The following is a 20,783-nucleotide window of genomic DNA, read 5'->3' on the forward strand; positions in this document are numbered from 1 at the left end:
CCTAAGCGATTGGGTTTTTCATTTTGGAAAGGACGTCGGCCCCAGCTTGGGCGACGTCATGATCTTGCGCAGGCGAGCCTGAGCTAACACCAATGCCGCCGACGACATCAGAACCAGCAAGCACAGGAAGACCGCCAGCAACGGTCACCATACGTCCGCCTAAAGCCGAGGCGATGCCATGCGCTGGCATTCCCGGTTGACTGACTTCACCCAAGGCTTGCGTGCTCTTTTTGATGCCGCATGCGGTATAAGCCTTGTCGATCGCCAGATTGACGCTGGTAATCTTGGCGCCATCCATTCGCTCAAATGCGATGAGGATACCGCTCTCGTCGGTAACAGCGATGCACATTGGCACCCCGATATCTTCGGCTTTGAGCCTAGCAACCGCGATCAGCCGTCGCGCTTCTTCAATGTCCAATCGTTTGATATTCAGCATAGCGGCGTCCTTTGGCCTTATGGGCCGATTAGGAGAGTGGGAAGTGTGAGCGAGATAGCAGGAACGAAGGTGATCAGCATCAGCGCTGCGAAGATCGCAAGGTAGAAAGGCCAGATCGTTCTAATGGCTTTTTCCATCGGCAACTGGCCAACCGCACAGCCTACAAACAGACAGGTCCCGACCGGAGGCGTGCAAAGCCCCAGTCCAAGGTTCACCAGAAGGATCATGCCGAATTGCAGCGGATCGATCCCCAGCATATTCATCACCGGTAAGAAGATCGGCGTGCAGATGAGGATTAAGGCTGCCATATCCATAATCATGCCAAGCAGCAAAAGAACGGCATTGATCATCAGCAAAATCAGGATTGGGTTCTCAGTTATCCCCAAAAGGAACTCGACCGTTTTGGTTGGTACGCGGTTGTAGGTCAGCATGTAGGCGAAGGCACCGGCGCAGGCGATCAGGATCATGACCATCGACGTTGTGCGCACAGACGAAATTACAGCGGTCTTGAAAGCATCCCATGACAGGCTTCGGTAGACGATCAGCGTGACGACAAAGGCATACATAGCCCCGAACGCACCGGACTCTGTCACAGTAAAGATGCCTGATAGGACACCTCCGACGATAATGACGGCAGTCAGCAGGCCGGGGATGGAGCCGATAAACGCGTATGCCAGCGCCGTCCATCCTGGAAACCGTTCGGCCTGATAGCCGCGCTTTACTGCGACCACATACGCAGCAATTGCCAAGCAACAGCACATCAGGATGCCGGGGATCACACCCGCCAAGAACAGCTTGGAAATTGATACCGCACCGCCCGTAGCAAGAGCAAAGATGATCATATTGTGACTGGGTGGAATGATGATTCCGGCGATGGAAGATGTCACCGTGACATTCACCGCATAGTCAGCATCGTATCCCTTGTCCTTCATAACGGGGATGAGAATTGAGCCCAGCGCAGAGATGTCCGCGATCGCCGAACCTGATATCCCGCCAAAAAGCATGGAGGAAAACACGTTTACAATGCCAAGCCCGCCGCGCACGGCACCGACAGCAGCTTGCGCGAACCTAACCAATCTAACGGCTATCCCGCCGTGGAACATCAGCTCACCAGCGAAAATGAAAAACGGGATCGCCATAAGCGAAAAAACGTTGATTCCTGCGACTATTCGTTGAAAGCCGACGAACAACGGCAAACCTTCGTACCAAAACGCTGCCAAGGCAGAAATCCCGAGTGCGTAAGCGACCGGAGTGCCGATGATGACGGAAACGGCAAAGACCCCGAGAAGAACTGCAAGTCCCATGATTAACCCTGATCTATACTGTCTTGGCGCGCATCCTCGCCTAGAAACAGGCGGATCAGATGGCCGATGGAAAACAGAAGGACCAATGCTCCGCTTATGGTCATAGGCAGGGATCTCAGGCCCTCGGGCCATTGAATAAGCGGGATCAACGTGCCCCATTTGAATTCAGTCAATTCAAGCCCATACCAGAACATCATCGCGCCAAACCCGGCGAGCAGCAAATCTGTGATGCAGACAAAAACTGTTCGTACATTCGGCGGCACCATGCCCCGGAAAAGAACAACAGAGAGGTGGGTGTGGTTGTGCACCCCGGCTGCTGCGCCGAGGAAGGCAATGACCATGACAAGTAAAAGCGATACCTGTTCAACCCAGGTGGGCGTGTCATTGAGGACGTACCGGCCAAAGACCAGCCACGCGAAGATGGCGGTCATAGTCACGATGGCGACGCCGGCCAACAAGGTACAAAGGCGGGCGAGCAGGTCGAGGAAGATATCCATCCTCCTTACAAACTCCGATGTCTTGCCTGAAACTCGCATGCTGCCCCCTTTTTGTTTTACGAGCCCGGCTTCTTTGAAGGAAACCGGACGCGCCTTTTTTGTGTTCGCTTTGGAAAATCACTCAGTGGCCTGGGCCATTTCGACCAACGCTGTCATATCTGGGTTGGCAGCAAGGTAGTCGGCATAGACTACGTCCATCGCGGACTGGAAGAGGCCCTTGTCTGCTATTTCGTTGACTGTGATGCCAGCCGCTTCAACGTCAGAGCGCGCTTGCTCAGATCCAACAGCCCACAGTTCGCGCTGATACAGAGCCGCTTCTTGTGCCGCACTGCGTACAGCTTCTTGTAGTTCGGGGCTAAGCGCGTTGAACTTAGCCGTATTCACACAGATGCACTCGGGGATGATCAGATGCTCAGATAGGGAATAGTGCGATGTGACTTCATAGTGGCCAACGTTTTTGAACGACGGGAAGTTGTTCTCTGCACCATCAACAACGCCTGTTTTCAGAGCCTGTTGTACTTCCGAAAACGCCATGGGAGACGGATTTCCACCCATCGCCGAAATCATCGAAGTGTAGAGATCGTTGTTCATAACTCGGATCTTCAGGCCTTCCACATCGGCTGGAGAGTTGATCGGCTTCTGGCTGTAGAATGACCGGGCTCCAGCATCAAAATATGCAAGTGGAAGGACCCCTGCCTCACCCATCGCTTCGGCAACGACCGCGCCAGCTTCACCTTCCATTACTCGGAACATGTGCGGCACACTTTTGAAGATGAACGGAAGCGATACAAGGTTTGCCTCTTTGACCATCGGACCAATCGGGCCAAGGTTGAAGTTGCCAACCTCGATGGCTCCAATACGCACTTGCTCCAGCGCATCGGGCTGCGAGCCAAGAACGCCGCCGTGGAACACATCTACCGTGACTTCACCATCTGTGGCTGTGTCTACAAGCTCAGCAAACTTGTCCATCGCCGCCGTATTGGGGTGGCCGTCATTGTGAATGTTCCAAGCGCGCCAGCTTTCGGCCGATGCTGATGAGGCGATCAGTGCAACGGTTACTGCTGCAAAAAGCGATTTCGTAGAAGTCATGGGTCTCCTCCCGTTTTTTTGGGCAGCAACAGGCCAAAAAGTGTCGTCTGGAGGATGAAAGTCGCAAAACTTCCTGCTTCCTCCCAGAGCCGGAATCACTGCTGAACCTATAAGGACACTAGTATCCAAGATAAGTCAACAACTCGTTTGAAACATGCGACGGCCTTGACTTCAATGATTACAGGCTCTTTGATATTAGCTGAAAAAGCCTTGCTGAAATACGTAGGAGATACGGATTTTAGTATTATATAACATTGCCTTAACCACCCACCAGACCGTGGCGACAGCATTATGAATCAGAGGATGGAAGAAAAAATCGTGGACGGAATTAGAACCCGAACAACCACTGATGCCGTCTACGAAACACTGCACGATCAGATCGTTTCGCTCGCAATTCTTCCCGGTACAAAATTATCCGAGACGGAAGTCGCACGCCGATTTGGCGTCTCTCGCCAACCTGTTCGCAACGCCTTCACCAGGCTTGGAAATGAGGATTTGCTACTTATCCGACCGCAAAAAGCGACAGAGGTGCGCGGCTTTTCAATGGACCGCCTAGAGCTTGCTCGTTTGGTACGCAGGGCCGTCGAACTTGAAGTTATTCATGGAGCGATCGAAACTTGGGACGCAGAGAAGGATGCGAAGCTTGGTGAAAACCTCGCCCTTCAGGAGAACGCCTTGGCCAAAGGGGATTTACCCGCCTTCCATGCGCTTGATTATGATTTTCACAAACTGATCTATGTTCTGGGCGGCAATCCACTAGCATTCGAAGTAATGCTGGAATGCAAGCAAAAAGTGGATCGTCTCTGCATGCTTGGCCTTGGGAAAGACCGCGAAGCAAATTCCATTTTAGAAGACCATTATGAAATCGCAGACGGGCTCGCTTTGCGGGATCTGTCAAGAGCGCAGACCGCAGTTAGAAAACACTTGTCCCGCCTTGATGACACCATTGCGTTTATTCACGAACGCCATCCGGAGTATTTTGAATAAGTTCGGAAACCCGCGTATCGTATTTTTCTTTCACGACCTGGACCGGCGAAGAAACCGTACTTGCCGGCTTCTTTTTTAGCGAATGATATTCTTGCTTAGTTTCACCGGGCAACACCTCGCATACTAAAATCCAATGTCCACTTATACTCGACAACATTCAGAACGGTTGTTGTATCGACATCGCTGGAGGGCTTGGCGTGGCCGCTAATCCTGAAGCTGGGCTTCAACCGAGGACCTGCTACAGCCCCTCCGGCAAAGTGCTATTGGGCAGGCGTTCTACCCCGATCAATTCGCGGACGGCGCTTTATTTGCCTGAGGTTGATGTCTGCATACAGACTCTTTCAACCGAGGCAGGTGCTTCAGCAGAATTGGCCACTTTTGATGGTTCTGCCGCTCAAAACTGGGTCTTTAATGGTGCAGGCACCATCGCACCGTCGTCGAGTCCCGAAATGTGCTTGACCCTGACGGGTGAGACGCGCATGGGTCGCAGCGATCATAATCGGATCATTGCGATAAAGTTGCAGGCGTGCTTCGACGATCAGGCGGCCTATCAAACGTGGTACAACCGCACAGCGGAATAAGATTGCCCCGGGAGCGCAATAGCCGGTGCTCGCAGGGCTCGCAAAACGCGATAGCCAACACTGGCGCGCACGCAACGGACGGCAGTTCTGGGCTCAAAGCAGGTATTCGCTGCACTCGGTTTGAATGACGGCACTGTGGACAAACCAGACATTTGTGATTGGACAAGGCACGTCTGCTTAGCGCCTGTTCCCGACCTTGGCTTCAGGATGTCTGAAAGCGCACTTGACCTGTTTTGCGCTCATGTTTCCCAAGGTGGTTTTGCCCCAATCTCTGCGATCAGAAAATCCATGAACACCCGCACTTTAGGAGATAATACATTGGACTTGGGATAGATAAGCCAAAGAACATTATCTTCTTTGGCCACAAAGTTAGGCAGAACTTGGGTTAACTGGCCTGACTTCAGGTGTTCATGCACACTCCACAGAGCGTTCAGAGAAATACCGGCCCCGGCCAGCGTTGCACAGACCTGGCTTTGGCCGTCATCGATAATCAATTGACCCTTGGCGGATGCGGGATCGAAAACCGCATCCTTGCCGGCAGGTCCTGTAAGCGGGCGTGGTTGGCGATTTTGGAAAGCAATTAAGTGGTGGTTTGTTAGATCGCTGGGAGTTTTGGGGATGCCGTGTTTGTCGAGATAATGCGGCGCGGCACATAGAACGCGCTGGTCATCTGCCAGTTTCCGACCTTTCAAGCTGGTGTCCACTAGCGGCGCGTTCCTCAGTGCTAAGTCATAACTCCCTTCGATAAGATCGAACTGAACATCTGACAGACGTAAATCGAGTGTGAGGTCGGGGTTTTGCTGAAGAAATTTAGGCAAGATCGGTGCGATGTATCGCTGTGCAAAAGTGCTAGGCGCAGCGAAGCGCAATGTGCCTCGGATGGCGGTTGTTTGCTTGCCCAAGGCCGTAAGCGCCGCTTCCTCCTGTGCGATGATCTCTCGGGCAAAAGGCAGGAAATCGGCACCTTCGACGGACAGTGACACTTTGCGCGTTGTGCGATGCAAAAGCTCGGAAGCCAGGTTCTGCTCCAACTTGGCTAGCTTTGCGCTCGAGACCGCTGGAGCCATACCCAGTGCGCGCCCAGCAGCGCTTATGTTCAGCATTTCCGCTGCTGCTACAAACAATCGCAGCGCATCTGTATCAAGTCCCATTATATCGAAAACCCGAATTATCAATCCATGGATGGGCAGTTTATATGTAAATAGATTGGCGTTAAATCCCTTTCACCGATGCAACAAAGCGTAGGAAGGAGGCGCAAATGACGCGGATAGCCACTGTCAACTACCACGTTCACAAGCCTTACCGGCAAGCCTTTGAACTAGATGCAGGCGGGATTTCCGGTAATCTGGTTGCCCCCGAACTGGTCTCCACAGCCGTTACGTTAGAAGATACCCGCGCTACGACCAACACAGTTACATTTGCGTTCGATGCTATCGAATTCATGCCGCTGAAAACGCAAGTCCAAGACTTTGCCAGGGATGCTTGGAAACCAACATACGATGCAGAACTGACATCAATGCTATTGGACAGGCTGAGTGTGTGCGAAGTTGTGGTTTTTGATCATACCGTTCGCACCGATGATCCTGGTGCGACACGGAAACCCGCGCGCAACGTCCACAGTGACTATAGCAAGGACGGAGCCGAACAGCGGCTTGTCGACCTGTTGGGCGCCGAAACCGCAGCGGAATGGGCGCAAGGTCACTATGCTTTTGTCAATGTGTGGCGCCCTGTGGGTCATCCTATCAATTCAGCACCGCTTGGCTTTGTTTGCCCATCATCGGTTGATCCGTCTGACTGGATCCTGCTGGACCTGATCTACCCCGAACGCAAAGGGCAAATCATGGGGCTGGTGGGAAACCCCGAACATGAGTGGATCTATCAATCCAAGATGACGCCAGATGAGGTCGCGATCTTTAACATCTACGACAATCGCGGCCTTCCATCGATTGCGCATAGCGCGCTTGATATGGTCGAGGATCCAAATGTCACTACCATTCGCAAGAGCATCGAGAGCCGCACTTTGGTGCGCTATTAAGGGGGTCCTGACATGTTGGATGAAACGCAGCCGACTGAGTTTTCCCAAATCAACGTGGCCTACAACCGGGTGTTTCGCCCGGGGCGTCTAAGCGTAGGCCTTGTGTTACCGCTTGAAGCATACGCAGTCGGCGCAGAGCCGACGCTGCGGGAACATCTGGAAGCGGCTCAGAGGGCAGAGGAACTTGGGTTTGCAGCACTGTGGCTGCGGGACATACCGTTTAATGTTCCAAGCTTTGGTGATCCCGGACAGGTATTCGATCCCTTTGTTTATCTGGGTGCACTTGCAACGGCGACAGACCGGATTGCGCTTGGAACGTCGAGTGTAATTCTACCATTGCGCCACCCGGCACATGTGGCCAAGGCAGCGGCGACCGCAGATGTGCTGTCGGGTGGACGGTTGTTGTTGGGTGTAGCTTCGGGCGACCGCCCCGAGGAGTACCCGGCGATGAACCAGAGCTATGATGACAGGGATGAACGTTTCCGCGACAGCGTTGGCTACATCCGCGCTGTTGGATCGGACTATCCCAAGCATGAAAGCGCTCAGGGCACGCTGTATGGTGGGGTTGACCTATTGCCAAAACCGCATGGAGCCCGCCTGCCGATGCTCATTACCGGTGGTAGCCAGCAAACGCCCAATTGGGTGGCACAGAACGGCGACGGCTGGATGACCTATCCGCGCAACGCCGCAGCTCAGGGGCAGGTCATCGCGGATTACCGGCGACGGGTGAAGGCCGCGGGCCAATCGGACAAGCCGGTCATGCAATCGCTTTACGTCGATGTCGTTGCTGATCCAGCTGCCCCTCCTCGCCCGATCCATCTTGGGTTTCAATCTGGCACTGGCTTCCTTCGCAGCTATCTGCGCGAGATTGAAATGCTTGGGGTCAATCACGTCGCACTGAACCTTAGGTTCAATCAAGCGCCTATCGAGGCGACCCTCGAACACTTGGCGGATACTTTGCTGCCTGACTTTTCTTAAAGGATCAGACCAATGACCAAGATTATTCTCATTACAGGTTCAACGGACGGCATTGGCTTGCTCACGGCAAAGAAGCTAGCAGCCGCCGGGCACAAATTGCTCTTGCATGGTCGTAGCGTATCTAAATTGGAGAGTGCTGCTGCCGCAGTCGGCGGTGATGTCGAAACCTATGTCGCCGATCTAAGCGATCTGTCCGCGGTGCGAGATCTAGCCGAAAGCGTACGGGCCAAGCATGACAAACTGGATGTGTTGATCAACAACGCAGGTGTTTTGAAAGCCCCGAAATCCGTCCTTGAGAATGGGCAGGACATCCGTTTTGTCGTGAACACGCTCGCACCTTATCTGCTGACCGAATTGCTGCTGCCGGTCATTCCCGCTGACGGTCGCGTTGTGAACCTGTCATCGGCAGCGCAAGCCCCGGTAAACATCAAAGCCATGCAAGGCAATGTGCCGCTTGCGGATATGGAAGCTTATGCCCAAAGCAAATTAGCTATCACCATCTGGACTCAGGATTGGGCCAAGTCGCGAGCCGAAACACCGGTAATCGTTGCTGTAAATCCCGGATCACTTTTGGCCTCAAAGATGGTGAAAGAAGGCTTTGGCGTTTCCGGCAACGACATGAGCATTGGCGCCGATATCCTGATTGAAGCGGCGCTAGGCGAGAGGTTCACCGATGCGTCAGGTGCCTATTTTGACAATGATATTGGTGCTTTCGCAAATCCGCATGCCGCAGCACGGGACAAAGATCACGTTGCCGACGTCATGACCACGATCAGGGACTTGATTGGCCGGACTGGCTAACCCTCGCGGCGCGAAAGCGCCCCACACTTCCACCTTTAACTCTCCGACACCCCTCACGCATGCCGCGTCGAGGCCCAAGAAAGGACTGCCTGATGAAATACGAGAACTTTCAAACCTTTGACGTAGACGTTGAATACGGCATCGCCACCGTGACGTTCAACTTTGGTTCCGTGAACGTGCAAGGCCAGGCAATGCTGGCCGATCTCAACAGCCTGGCAATGCGGTTGGAGCGTGACCGCGAAACCAAGGTCGTAATCTTCCAATCCGCCAATCCGGAAATCTGGGTCTGCCACTACGACACCGAGCTTCTCAAGGATATGTCGACCGAGGCGGTATCTCGCGACGATGCACAGCTTTTGGACCTGCAATCGGTTTGCGAACGGATCAGCAAGGTGCCGCAGGCCACCATCGCAAAACTGGAAGGGTATGCACGCGGTGGCGGACACGAATTGGCGTTGGCGCTCGACATGCGCTTTGCCGCGCGAGGAAAGTACAAGTTCATGCAGATGGAGGTCGGCATGGGCATCTTACCCTGCGGCGGTGGCGCCTCTCGCATGGCGCGCCAGACCGGTCTTGGCAAAGCACTTGAGATCATCCTGAGCGCGCAGGACTATGACGCGGATGATGCAGAGCGTTTGGGCACCATCAATAAGGCGTTGGAGCCGGACGAAATTGGCCCATATGTAACCGCACTGGCCGAACGGATTGCAAAATTCCCAGCTGAGTCGATCAATGCCTGCAAGAAGATGGTCTACGAATCAATCGACAAACCCATTGATGAGGCGCTGAAAGCCGAGGCTTATTGGCTCTATCAGGCCACCAGCAAAACCCCGGCGGTCAAACGTTTCACCATCGCGGATGAACAAGGGTTACAGCACGACATCGAGAACCAGCGCAAATGGGGCGATCTGGTGATGCAGGTGCAGGACATCAACTGACTTTCCCCCCAATACATCGATCTCGTCAGGCGTGCGTTGTTGCAACGTGCCCCTGATATTACGTCACAAAAAGGAACAAACCAATGAAAGCAATGGTTCTAAATTCATACGGGCCAGATGCGCCGTTCGAGATTGTAGATATGCCCGACCCGGTCGCGACTTCTGGACACGTGATCGTCAAAGTAGCCGCCGCCAGCGTCAACACGGTCGACACAATGATCCGAAGCATGGGCGCTGACCTACCCCTTTCCCCCGCACTACCCGCGGTGCTCGGCATGGACTTTGCTGGCACAGTCGTCGCAATTGGCGAAGGTGTGACGGGTTTTGCCAAGGGCGATGAGGTGTATGGCTGTGCCGGAGGCTTAATGGACTTGCCGGGCTCTTTGGCAGAGTACATTAATGCGGATGCCCGCCTGATTGCCCACAAACCTAGGTCGCTGAGCATGCGAGAAGCCGCAGCGCTGCCTCTCGTTGGCATCACCGCATACGAAGGATTGACGCGCGCCGATGTTGGCCAAGGGCAAACCGTACTCGTCCAAGGCGGCGCCGGTGGTGTTGGTCATGTCGCCGTTCAGATCGCCCGACACCTCGGCGCCACCGTTTCGGCGACAGGTCGTGGCGCAGATCAGATGGCCCTGATCGAGAGTATCGGTGCGCGTCCCTTAGACTTCACAACGCAAAAGGTTGAGGACTACGTGGCTGAGCACACCGATGGTGTAGGCTTCGACGTGGTGTTTGACAGCGTGGGTGGACCGAATATGACTAACTCGTTCGAAGCGGCGAAACTCAATGGTCAAGTCGCTTCAACGGTTGCGATGGTCGAGATTGATTTGACGCCCGCGCATTTCAAAGGTCTGTCTCTGCATGTCGTTTTCATGTTGATCCCGATGATGCACGATGTCGAACGGCAAACCCATGGGGACATCTTGCGGACACTAGCGGAACTGGCAGACGCCGGCGGGCTCAAACCGATTGTTGACGAACAGGCGTTTGGGTGGACGAATGTCGGTGCCGCCTATGCGCACCTGATAAATGGAGCTGCAGTCGGAAAAGTCGTTGTGGAGATGTAATCAGATTTAGCTGGGAATGGTGCGCGTGCAATGACCTTGCGCGCTATCTCAGTTTAAACTGCAATTGATGTCGGCTATCGGTGCTTAGCTGACCTTAGTGCTTATTGCAGCATTGGTCACTCTGGGCTCTATACTGTCGTTCGCCATACTCGGCATGAGCGCCCGCTCTGCAGACAAAGCTGCAATTTCGCCACCGTCTGAACCATCGTCAAGTCTTTTTTCAGCTTCAAAATATAACAATCCGCAGTTTGCCCTCCTAGCCTCGTCTGCTCTTTAGGTTCCGTGTCAGAATACTCATGCGGGTGGTGGACACACAACTTCGATCAGCGATGGCCCTTCGCTGGAGAGACCGGCGGAGAGCGCCTTTGCAAAGTTGTCCATGTCATCTGCGCGTGTTCCCGGAACACCATGGCCTTTCGCCAGCGAAACCCAGTCCAACGTCGGGTTCACCACGTCAAACATAGCCTGAGCATTCTGACCATAGCTCGCCACGCCGACATTTGTGAGTTCATCGCGCAGAATTTGATAGCCGCGGTTTGCAAATACGATCACCGTGACGTCGAGATTTTCCCGCGCCATTGTCCACAGTGATTGTAGTGTGTACATGGCCGACCCGTCCCCGGTCAGAGCAATGACTTGTCGGTTCGGGCAGGCGGTGGCCGCGCCTGTTGCGCAAGGCAAACACAGCCCAATCGCGCCACCGGTGCCGGCGAGCAGATCATGTGGGTGAGCGGTGGCCGTCGGCGGTATGACATGAAACCCTGACGTAACGGATTCATTGCAGATGATGGCGTTTTCAGGCACCAGCGCAGCCAAAGCCAAACCAACTTTTTCGAGTGTTAGCTGACCGGTGGGAATGTCTGGTAGTTCGAGCGGAAAGGTTGCTGCCGCCGTTTTACCAGTGACCCCGACCGCTTCGGCGAGCGCTTGCAGCGTCCACTCGATATCATCTGTGGGTGTGCATAAGTCCGTAATGGGGCAATGCGGTGGTTCAGGCACGCTAGGTTTCCCAGGATAGGCAAAAAAGGCGACTGGCCTATCTGCGCCAAGCAGAGTGATCGAAGACGTTGCTTCCAGCTGAACGGTCTTGGGCGATATCGGATAGACCAGTTGCTCTAACTTTGCTGTTCCTGCGCCCTTGGAAATACGAGGTATCATAGTATCGGCCAACAACCGGCACCCCGTAGCGGCGGCAATTTTTCCAGCCAGTGTACGCTGCGGTCCAAACAGAGCTAATCCGCCAATCATCAGCGCGGCTTTCGGCGTCACAAGACGGGCTGCAGCGGCCTCTATGTCGCCTACTGACGGTCGATGGAGGCTTTCTCGGTTGTCTAACCGGTTTGTCGCTGCGTTCGCTTTGTTCCAAGCTGTGTCGGCAGGCAGGACCAGCGTTGCGATCTGACCGTTGCGCGCGCGGGCCGCTTGAACCGCCGCCGCTCCGTCCATGGCTACGTCGGTGGCATTGGACGACACACGCGTCCAATGACTGACCGCTTGGCTGGTACCGAGGATGTCTCCCTTCAAAGGACTTTCATAACGGAGGTGATGCGTAGCGTGATCGCCCACTACATTCACGATTCCGGACCCCGCTTTTCGGGCATTGTGCAGATTGGCAAAGGCGTTGCCAAAGCCGGGTGCAAGATGCAGGAGCGTGCCGGCGACGTCTCGTTTCATGCGAAAATACCCGTCTGCAGCTCCCGTCGTGCCGCCTTCAAACAGGCAAAGAATGCAATTCATCTCCGGGTGTTCGTCCAAGGCAGCGACAAAGTGCATTTCGGAGGTGCCGGGATTTGCGAAGACCGTATTTAAACCATTGTTTAATAGGGTTTTTACGAGTGATTGAGCGCCGTTCATTTTATCCCTAGCCTGATTTCAAGCGATCATTTGATTACAATGCTTGCACGAAAAGGCCTTCTTTCTAAACATATTTTCCTCCCGACACGATTACCTAGGACGCATAGTACCGAAGCCGCTCACGGCGTGGAGCAGTTACCGGATTTAGGACCGTACCTTTTGGCGAAGACAGAACTTGGAGCGAAAGCATTCATACACTTGGCGAGAGAGACAATGCGCGAGCACGCCCGCTTTGGGCTCGCAGCAGACCTTCGCCGTAGTTTGGTACGATGACGGCTCAGCGAACAAAGCGGAATTTCGAAGACATGGTAATAATGACGTATTATCATCAGGTCTGAATGTGCGGCTTGCGTGAAGAAACGCGTTTTGATTTCAGCAAGTCTTGGGAGGTTTATTATGCTCAGGTACCTAAATTCCGCTTTGTTCTCTTCCATATTTGTAGTTTCGAGCGCAGCCAACGCGCAGTTCTTACCCTCTGAACAGTCACTTCAAGACCTTTACCCCGGCAAAGCCTATTCACCCAATGCTCAACGCAGCTTTCCATCGCGCGTATTTTGGGGCGACACTCATATTCACACCGGTCTTTCAATGGACGCAGGTCTTTTCGGGAACACGACCGATCTTGACACAATGCTTCGGTTTGCACGCGGCGAAGAAGTCGTCTCGGCCACAGGGCAGCCTGTTAGGCTGGCGCGACCATTAGACTGGATCGTGACAACGGAACACTCGGATGGAATGGGCATGATCACCGATTTAGCCAAGGGTTCTCCCAACATTATGGAGTCAGAACAGGGCTCCCGCTGGGCAAAAGGTCTGCAAGAAGGCGGTGAGGCGTCAGCTGAAGCAGCTCTGGACCTGATCACTACTTTCTCTCAAGGGAACATGGATCCGGACTTGATCGCAGACTATTCCCCCGGATCGCCCATATATGCCTCTGTCTGGGAAGATATGATCGCCACGGTGGAATTGTTCAACGATCCTGGGGACTTCACGGCGTTTCACGGCTTTGAGTGGACGTCGCTGATCCGGGGCAACAACATGCACCGCAATATCATTTTTCGTGACAATGCAGACCGGGTCAAACAGGTCCAACCTATGACGACGCAAGCACCCGTTGGCTCTACAGACCCGATGGACTTGTACAAATGGTTGGAGGCCTATGAGGCCGATACGGGTGGACAAGCTTTTGCACTCGCGCACAATGGAAACCTGTCAAACGGCATCATGTTCCCATCTGAAACACGTTACAATGGCGAACCTGTGGACGAAGCCTATGCAATGGCGCGGATGAGATGGGAACCGCTTTACGAAATCACCCAGATCAAGGGAGACGGCGAGGCGCACCCCGCACTTAGTCCCGATGACGAGTTTGCGAATTACGAAACATGGGATGCGGGCAACCTTGATCTAACTGAAGCCAAAACGCCAGATATGCTTGCAGGCGAATATGCGCGCGAGGCACTTAAGCAGGGGTTCGCCATCGAGGCGCGCACGGGCGTAAACCCTTACAAATTTGGCTTGTCCGGCGCGACGGACAGCCATACATCGCTGGCAACCGCTGACAGCGACAATTACTTTGGTAAAGCAACAAATGCCGAGCCATCATTGACCCGCGCGTCGCACCCGTTCACCGAAACAGAAAATGGCGTTTTCCCAGGTTGGTCATTGGTGGCGTCAGGCTACACAGGCGTCTGGGCCGAAGAGAACACGCGGGCCAGCCTATGGGACGCCATGGTGCGCCGCGAGGTTTATGCCACAACAGGTCCACGCATGGCTGTGCGGTTCTTTGGGGGATGGGAGTTCGACGAGGATGACATGAGGTCTCGCGCTCCAGCCTTTGTTGGCTACGAAAAGGGTGTTCCGATGGGTGGTGATCTGCGCCCGGCAACGTCCGACGCGCCAACCTTCATGGTCTATGCATTGCGCGATCCCATCGGGGCCAATCTTGATCGCATCCAGATCGTCAAGGGCTGGATGGACAGCGACGGGAACTTGTCCGAAAAAGTCTATGATGTGGCGTGGTCGGATGTACGTGAACTGGACGCTAACGGTAAACTGCCGGCTGTAGGTAATACAGTCGATTTAGAAGCAGCAAACTATATCAACTCCATCGGCGCTTCAGAGTTAGGAACGGTCTGGACAGACCCAGATTTTGATTCGTCCGAGCACGCGTTTTACTACGCTCGCGTCATTGAAATCCCGACGCCACGCTGGGTTGTTTACGACAAAGTGCGTCTAGGCGCTGACATTCCCGAAGAAGCGACATTGATCGGACAAGAGCGCGCATATACGTCGCCGATCTGGTATTCACCAAATTAATAGAATGCCCGTTATTCTTGCCTCTTTGACTGACCGCTTTGGGCTCAGCGCAGCCGTTCGCTGCGTTCCGTCTGAATGACCGCTGCGCGGGACGAAGCAGACAATCGGGTTTGGAGCGACAAGTACGGCTAACGGCCCATTCCTGCCGTTCGACCTCGGTCACCGTCGCTGCGACGCGGCCCGTCAGAGGAGACATTCGCCGCGAGCGCAAAAACGGGGGCCGGTCGAACTCACAGTCAGCGGACAAATCCATCGGTAAGCGTCAGAAGGCTACGCGATCACCACCCTTCAAATCCAGAATTTCCCTTGCTTCATCAGGGGTCGCAACCTCACTGCCCAGATCTTCTACAATACGTCGAATCTTAGCGACTTGCTGAGCATTGCTTTCGGCCAATTTACCGCGAGAGATGAACAAACTGTCTTCCAATCCAACGCGAACGTTGCCGCCCATCTGACTGGCCGTCGTAGCAAGCGACATCTGTGCTCCACCTGCTCCCAGCACCGACCACCGGTAATCGTCACCGAACAGCCTGTCGGCCGTCCGTTTCATGAAGATCAGGTTGTCGACTTCGGACCCGATGCCGCCGAGGATGCCAAAGATGAACTGAATGAAAATGGGAGCCTTGAACAGCCCAATATCCATGCAGAATTTCAAGTTGTACAAGTGACCGACATCATAGCATTCATGTTCGAATTTGATGTCATGTGGCGCGAGTGTTTCAGCCGCCTCGCGAATGTCCCGGAACGTATTGCGAAAAATGTTCTGATCGGAGTTCGCGACATAGTCCTTCTCCCAATCAAATTTCCATTCGTCATCGCCATACCGGTTGGCTAGCGGGTGAAACGAAAAGTTCATCGACCCCATATTCATTGAGCACATTTCGGGGCTGAAAGTCTTGGCCGGATTGATCCGCTCCTGAATCGACAAAGTCAGCGATCCTCCGGTGGACAGGTTCACTACGGCGTCCGTCGCCTGTTTTATGCGGGGCAGGAAATGCGCAAAGTCATTCGGATCGACGGATGGCGATCCGTTGTCAGGGTTGCGGGCATGCAGGTGCAGGATCGACGCACCAGCCTCGGCAGCTTCGATCGCCTGCCCCGCGATATCATCATAGCTGTACGGCAGCGCATCCGACATGGTGGGCGTATGTATTGCACCGGTTACGGCACATGTGATGATCGTTTTTTTTTGACGGGCCATAGGTTCAGTTTTCCTTGGATTGTCCGATGTGCTTTACGCGATAGCCCAACGGGAAAAGTTGCAGATCATAACGGCTTCGGATCACTCCCCAGACGCCTTTTGGCGCCTTGAGCATGACGACAATCGCAACGAGGCCGAGAACAATAAGGTAAGTTGTTCCGAGGTCGGCCAGCGTTTCGCGCAGCGCAAAGAAGACGAGTGTACCGATGATTGGCCCTTCGATGGTGCCGATACCGCCGATTACGACGATGAAGATGACGAAGGCGGTCCAGTCATTGACGCTGAACGCAGCATCCGGCGATATGCGTAGCTTTTGCAAAAAGATCAGAGCGCCGATCATTGCCGTAAACGCCGACGTGACAACGTACACGATGAACTTCGTGCGCCAGATATCGATGCCGAGGCTACCCGCTGCCAACTCGTTGTCGCGAATTGCCGTCAACGCCAAACCTTGGCGAGACCGCAAGAAGAGATACACGGCAGTCACCACCAGCACGGCCGCTCCGAGCGCCAGCCAATAACTAAGCGCCTCTCGCATCGCGCGCCCGGACGCCAAAGATTTGACGATGGCAACGGGCAGCGAAGATCCTGATCCCCCACCAAGCGCTGAGATTTGCGCGAAGCTCAGCCGAAAGACTTCAGCGATGACCCAGGTACCTATGGCAAAATAAGCGCCCCGAAGCCTGAAGATCAGAACAGCCACCGGGATCGAGATCAAAGCCCCCATCACGCCTGCTGCCGCGATAGCAACCAATGGGTTCAGCCCACCCAGCATCGTCAGTGCAAAGAGCATATAGCCGCCAAAGCCCACATAGGCTTGCTGACCAACAGAGACGAGACCAGCATAACCCGCCATGAGGTTCCAGAGAGTGGCCAGGGACAGGTAAAGAAACAGCTCCCCCATCAGGCGCATGTCGGCGCGGCCTGCCCACCAGGGCGCTGCAATCAGTACAAGCAAACCGATTGCGGCAAGGATCGCGGCAACTCGTGCTGCTTTAGACGATCGAGAAACAGAGTAGTCCTGCAGGTTCATCCGGAAACCCTCGGGAAGAGACCGTTCGGACGAACGGCAAGAATGACAAGGAAAGCGATATGTCCGGCAAGCACTTGCCAGCCCGGATCAATCTTTGCTCCGATGGTTTGCGCGACGCCAAGGATAACGCCGCCAACCAGCGTGCCCCAAAGGTTGCCGAGCCCGCCGATGATAACGGCCTCAAAGCCAAAGATCAGGCGACCGCCACCAATCGAAGGATCAAAGCTTGTTCGAATGCCAAGCAGGATACCCGCGATCGCTGTCACACCGAGGGCCAGCGCCATGGCCAGCCCGAAGATGTGCCGGCGATTGAGGCCCATAAGCTGGGCGATGTCTTGATTGTCGGAAACAGCCCGAAATGCTCGACCAAGTGCGGTGTGATAGAAGGTCCATTGCAGCCCCCAAATCACAGCGATGGCGATCCCGAAGGTCAGCAGCGGTAAGATCCCAAGGGTCACACCGCCTACTGCAACGCTGGCTGTTTCCAGCGCACCGGCGTTCAGTGTTTGGGGGTCGGCCGTGTAAACCTCCAGCAATCCGTTCTGGATAATTACACTCAGCCCGAAGGTCACAAGCAGCGGTGGAAGAATATCGTCACCCAGTGTTTGGTTCAGTAGGCCGCGTTGAAGGGCGTATCCAACAAGCGCCATTGCGGGAACTACAATCACCAACGCGGCCATTGGGTGCATCCCTGTTGCGGTCGTCACGGTCAGGCCGAGATAGGCAGCCAACACGATCAGATCGCCATGGGCAATATTGACGAGCCGCATGACCCCAAAAATCAACGACAGACCTGCGGCAAACAGCGCGTAGAGTCCACCAAGCAAAGTTCCCTGCACGATAGCGTTCAGCCATTCCATATTATTCGATCCCGAAATACGCGCGCGAAATCTCTTCGCGCGAAACGGTGTCAGACGCGCTTTCCAACGAAACGCGCCCCTCCTGCAGGCAATAGACCCGGCTCGAGACCGAAAGTGCCTTGGTGATGTCCTGTTCGACGATGATCGCGCTCATGCCCTCGCCGATGATGCCGGGCAGCGCCTCATAGATGTCTTTGATGATGATCGGTGCCAGCCCCAGGCTAATTTCGTCGAACAGGATCAGATCAGGATTGGCCATCAATGCGCGCCCGATGGCGACCATCTGCTGCTGACCGCCCGAAAGCGATGTTGATGCCTGATCCTTGCGCTCCTCAAGGATCGGAAACAGATCATAGACAGCTTTCAGATCCCAAGGGCCCGAGCGACCAACTTGGGCTCCGATCATCAGGTTTTCTTTGACTGACAAAGATGGGAATAACTGGCGACCTTCTGGAACCATGGCGATGCCAAGTTCTGCAACCTCGTCTGCGCGAAGCCGGCTGATATCCTGACCTCGATAGTGAATCTGATCCACTCCGTTCGTCAACAACCCGGTGATTGACCGCATCAGGGTCGTCTTGCCTGCGCCGTTTGCACCAATGATTGCCAGAACTTCTCCCTCGCCGACGTCCAATTCGACATCATAGAGCGCTTGGAAATCGCCGTAGTAGGAGTTCAAACCGCGTATCTGAAGAATTGAGTCAGGCATCGGCTTCGATCCCCAGATAGATTTCCTTGACTTCAGCGCTTTCCATAATTGCGTGTGGCTCGCCTTCGGCGATTTTTTTGCCAAAGTCGATGACGATCAGACGATCCACGACGGCCAGCAGCGCATGCACAACATGTTCGATCCAGATGATGGTGACGCCGGCGGCGTGGATGTCCTTGATGGTTTGGACCAGTGACTTGCACTCGGCTTCGGTCAAACCACCGGCAATCTCATCTAGCAACAGCAGTTTGGGCTTGGCGCAAAGCGCTCGTGTTAGTTCTAGGCGTTTGCGCTCCAGCAAAGTTAGGCTACCGGCGAGAACGTTTGCCTTGGGCAGCAGTTCCGTTTGGTCCAAAACCTCCAGACAAAAGTTCTCGGCCTGGTGTCCATGCATGCCAGCTGATTGCGTGGCGGCGATCATCGCGTTTTCGAAAACAGTCATGCCCGAAAACGGCTGCGGGACCTGAAAAGAACGCGCGATGCCTGCATGGCTGCGCTTTGCCGCGCTCCATTTGGTGACGTTCTGCCCACTGAATTCTATCACCCCGGAATTGGATTTGAGCGTCCCAGTGATCAAGTTGAACATCGAGGTTTTGCCAGCGCCGTTGGGGCCTATTACCCCGAGTGCCTCGCCTTGCTGGACCTCATAGCTCATGGCATCGGCGACAGTGACCGCGCCAAATGCCTTGCTCAGGTCTTGGAGTCTCAAGATTGTCGTCATGTTTCTCTCGGTTGGAGGGCTCGGCGCCAAGATTGGCGCCGAATGTTTGGTCAGCCCAGCAGTTTCATGTCTGCCGTTATCGGCACTTCGGGCGCAGTGCTGTTCGCAACAATCTGCAGTTCATAGGCGTCTCCGGACTTCTGCCACTGGCCACCGACCAGCGGAGTTTTGGTGACGTTGTTCATCGGCCCATCACCCCAGTTCACCGGCCCGACAATTGTGTTCAAGTTGGTGGACGTGATTGCCGAAATGATCGAAGACGGGTCTTCCAGGTCATCAGCCCGTTTGATGACATCCGCGACGACCTCGAACAGTGCGTGTTTAAAGCCAAGGGGTTGCGTCCAAGGTCGACCCGACTCTGCTGTATAACCTTCGGCAAGGTCTTTCGAGGAAATGCCGGTGAGTGAGGACGAGAACGGATGATGCGGGGACCACCAGACCTCGGTCGACAACCCGTCACCACGGTCTCCCAGCGATTCAATGACCGATGGGAACAGAAGTGCCTTGCCAATGGTCACGACCTTCGGGTTGAACCCTTGCTGGGCGGCTTGGCTCCAGAACGTAGCGAAATCGGGTGGAATCATGTTGCCAGTGACGATTTCGCAACCCGCAGCCTTGAACGCTGCGATCTGGTTTGAGAAGTCGTCGGAGAGAGGCTGATAGCGACCGGGGTCGGTCAGCGTGTAGCCAGCTGCGGCCAGCGGTTTGGGCAGGCCCAATTCCGCATCACCCCATGCATTTCCGTCGGCATCGTTGGGGAAAAGACCGCCCACTGTCTTGGTCACGCCCGTTTTGTCCCACATATCTAGGAACGCCGCGATCACATCCTCCAAACCCCAGAAGAAGTGATAGGTCGTTTCAAAACCCTCACCTGGAACACCATTGCGGCCAAAGAAATAAGGCTGCCAAGGGCAGTCGGTCGTGATGCAGGGAACTTCGTTGATCTCTGCCTGATCAGCAACAGGGTTCACCGTGTCCGGTGTTGAAGCCGCAACGATGATATCGACCTCATCGCCCAAGATCAGGTCGGCGGCGACCTCTGCTGCTCGGTTGGGGTTGGACTGGCTGTCTTTCGAGATGATCTCGACATTCCAGGTCTTTCCATTGTTGTCCAACCCGGCCGAAAAGACCTTCTGAATGGCTTGAAGCACGTACTCGTCGGCCTCAGCGAAACCAGCCAATGGACCGGTACGCGGGCTGACATTACCAATCCTTAGCGTCGGGTTTGCGGCATAAGCACGCGTTGCCCGGAGGATGGCCGGAGCAGCGATTGCCGCTGTTGCCCCAGCAATAAAGCTGCGCCTCGTGGCCTTTTTTAAAGTCTTTGTCATTGCGTCCTCCCTTCACCGGCCTCCCGCCAGCGTTTGATT

General features: G+C 54.7%; 20 protein-coding genes. 8 read left to right on the plus strand and 12 right to left on the minus strand.

Annotation, left to right across the window (positions count from 1 at the left end):
* Position 1: 1 nt before the first annotated feature.
* The 4 genes from GOV88_RS00410 to GOV88_RS00425 all read right to left on the minus strand — a co-directional run bounded on the left by GOV88_RS00410 (position 2) and on the right by GOV88_RS00425 (position 3,326).
* Positions 2-436 carry a heme-binding protein gene (locus tag GOV88_RS00410; RefSeq protein ID WP_171239210.1) on the minus strand — a complete coding sequence of 145 codons (435 nt, stop codon included), beginning with the start codon at positions 434-436 and terminating at the stop codon, positions 2-4.
* 17 nt (positions 437-453) lie between these two features.
* Positions 454-1,740 (minus strand): TRAP transporter large permease, encoded by a 1,287-nt coding sequence (locus GOV88_RS00415; protein WP_170620203.1) that lies wholly within the window; start codon positions 1,738-1,740, stop codon positions 454-456.
* A gap of 2 nt (positions 1,741-1,742) precedes the next feature.
* A complete protein-coding gene (locus tag GOV88_RS00420; protein ID WP_254449133.1) occupies positions 1,743-2,237 on the minus strand; it encodes a TRAP transporter small permease in 495 nt (164 codons plus the stop codon).
* A gap of 117 nt (positions 2,238-2,354) precedes the next feature.
* Positions 2,355-3,326, minus strand: coding sequence for a TRAP transporter substrate-binding protein (locus GOV88_RS00425; protein WP_171239212.1), 972 nt, complete (start codon positions 3,324-3,326; stop codon positions 2,355-2,357).
* 303 nt (positions 3,327-3,629) lie between these two features.
* Between GOV88_RS00425 and GOV88_RS00430 the strand changes: the two genes are divergently transcribed.
* On the plus strand, positions 3,630-4,313 hold the full coding sequence (locus GOV88_RS00430; RefSeq protein WP_171239213.1) for a GntR family transcriptional regulator: 684 nt from the start codon (positions 3,630-3,632) through the stop codon (positions 4,311-4,313).
* A 197-nt stretch (positions 4,314-4,510) separates the two neighbouring features.
* Positions 4,511-4,894, plus strand: a complete 384-nt coding sequence (locus GOV88_RS20395) for an RICIN domain-containing protein (protein WP_171239214.1) — start codon at positions 4,511-4,513, stop codon at positions 4,892-4,894.
* A gap of 239 nt (positions 4,895-5,133) precedes the next feature.
* On the opposite strand, the gene GOV88_RS00440 is transcribed toward GOV88_RS20395, so the two are convergent.
* On the minus strand, positions 5,134-6,045 hold the full coding sequence (locus tag GOV88_RS00440) for a LysR family transcriptional regulator (RefSeq protein WP_171212776.1): 912 nt from the start codon (positions 6,043-6,045) through the stop codon (positions 5,134-5,136).
* Positions 6,046-6,152: 107 nt separating this feature from the next.
* Between GOV88_RS00440 and GOV88_RS00445 the strand changes: the two genes are divergently transcribed.
* From GOV88_RS00445 to GOV88_RS00465, 5 genes are all read left to right on the plus strand, one after another.
* Positions 6,153-6,929, plus strand: coding sequence for a CmcJ/NvfI family oxidoreductase (locus GOV88_RS00445; protein WP_171239215.1), 777 nt, complete (start codon positions 6,153-6,155; stop codon positions 6,927-6,929).
* A gap of 12 nt (positions 6,930-6,941) precedes the next feature.
* Positions 6,942-7,907: an LLM class oxidoreductase gene (locus GOV88_RS00450; protein ID WP_171212745.1), complete on the plus strand. Its 966-nt coding sequence runs from the start codon at positions 6,942-6,944 to the stop codon at positions 7,905-7,907.
* A gap of 12 nt (positions 7,908-7,919) precedes the next feature.
* Entirely contained in the window at positions 7,920-8,708 is a 789-nt protein-coding gene (locus tag GOV88_RS00455) for an SDR family NAD(P)-dependent oxidoreductase (RefSeq protein WP_171124929.1), read from the plus strand.
* A gap of 92 nt (positions 8,709-8,800) precedes the next feature.
* Positions 8,801-9,646, plus strand: a complete 846-nt coding sequence (locus GOV88_RS00460; RefSeq protein ID WP_171124931.1) for an enoyl-CoA hydratase/isomerase family protein — start codon at positions 8,801-8,803, stop codon at positions 9,644-9,646.
* A gap of 83 nt (positions 9,647-9,729) precedes the next feature.
* Positions 9,730-10,716: a zinc-dependent alcohol dehydrogenase family protein gene (locus GOV88_RS00465; protein ID WP_171239216.1), complete on the plus strand. Its 987-nt coding sequence runs from the start codon at positions 9,730-9,732 to the stop codon at positions 10,714-10,716.
* A 294-nt stretch (positions 10,717-11,010) separates the two neighbouring features.
* On the opposite strand, the gene GOV88_RS00470 is transcribed toward GOV88_RS00465, so the two are convergent.
* Positions 11,011-12,570, minus strand: a complete 1,560-nt coding sequence (locus GOV88_RS00470) for an acetolactate synthase large subunit (protein ID WP_171239217.1) — start codon at positions 12,568-12,570, stop codon at positions 11,011-11,013.
* 396 nt (positions 12,571-12,966) lie between these two features.
* Here GOV88_RS00470 and GOV88_RS00475 point away from each other — a divergent pair, with 396 nt between their 5' ends.
* Entirely contained in the window at positions 12,967-14,889 is a 1,923-nt protein-coding gene (locus tag GOV88_RS00475; RefSeq protein WP_171239218.1) for a DUF3604 domain-containing protein, read from the plus strand.
* 262 nt (positions 14,890-15,151) lie between these two features.
* Here GOV88_RS00475 and GOV88_RS00480 read toward each other — a convergent pair whose 3' ends face one another.
* From GOV88_RS00480 to GOV88_RS00505, 6 genes are read right to left on the minus strand one after another with little or no spacing between them, the layout of a single operon-like run.
* Positions 15,152-16,090, minus strand: coding sequence for a 3-keto-5-aminohexanoate cleavage protein (locus GOV88_RS00480; protein ID WP_171239219.1), 939 nt, complete (start codon positions 16,088-16,090; stop codon positions 15,152-15,154).
* Between the two features lie 4 nt (positions 16,091-16,094).
* Positions 16,095-17,123 (minus strand): branched-chain amino acid ABC transporter permease, encoded by a 1,029-nt coding sequence (locus tag GOV88_RS00485; RefSeq protein WP_171239220.1) that lies wholly within the window; start codon positions 17,121-17,123, stop codon positions 16,095-16,097.
* Positions 17,120-17,983: a branched-chain amino acid ABC transporter permease gene (locus GOV88_RS00490; protein WP_170356877.1), complete on the minus strand. Its 864-nt coding sequence runs from the start codon at positions 17,981-17,983 to the stop codon at positions 17,120-17,122. The genes GOV88_RS00485 and GOV88_RS00490 overlap by 4 nt, the downstream gene beginning before the upstream one ends.
* A 1-nt stretch (position 17,984) precedes the next feature.
* Complete coding sequence (locus GOV88_RS00495) at positions 17,985-18,692, minus strand: ABC transporter ATP-binding protein (protein WP_171239221.1); 708 nt, start codon at positions 18,690-18,692, stop codon at positions 17,985-17,987.
* The gene (locus tag GOV88_RS00500; RefSeq protein ID WP_171239222.1) at positions 18,685-19,413 is read right to left on the minus strand and encodes an ABC transporter ATP-binding protein; all 729 of its coding nucleotides are present in this window, start codon (positions 19,411-19,413) and stop codon (positions 18,685-18,687) included. Before GOV88_RS00500 ends, GOV88_RS00495 begins: the two co-directional genes overlap by 8 nt.
* Positions 19,414-19,463: 50 nt before the next feature.
* Positions 19,464-20,744 (minus strand): ABC transporter substrate-binding protein, encoded by a 1,281-nt coding sequence (locus tag GOV88_RS00505; RefSeq protein ID WP_171239223.1) that lies wholly within the window; start codon positions 20,742-20,744, stop codon positions 19,464-19,466.
* Positions 20,745-20,783: the final 39 nt, after the last annotated feature.

Source organism: Ruegeria sp. HKCCA5491, from assembly GCF_013034565.1.
GTDB lineage: Bacteria > Pseudomonadota > Alphaproteobacteria > Rhodobacterales > Rhodobacteraceae > Ruegeria.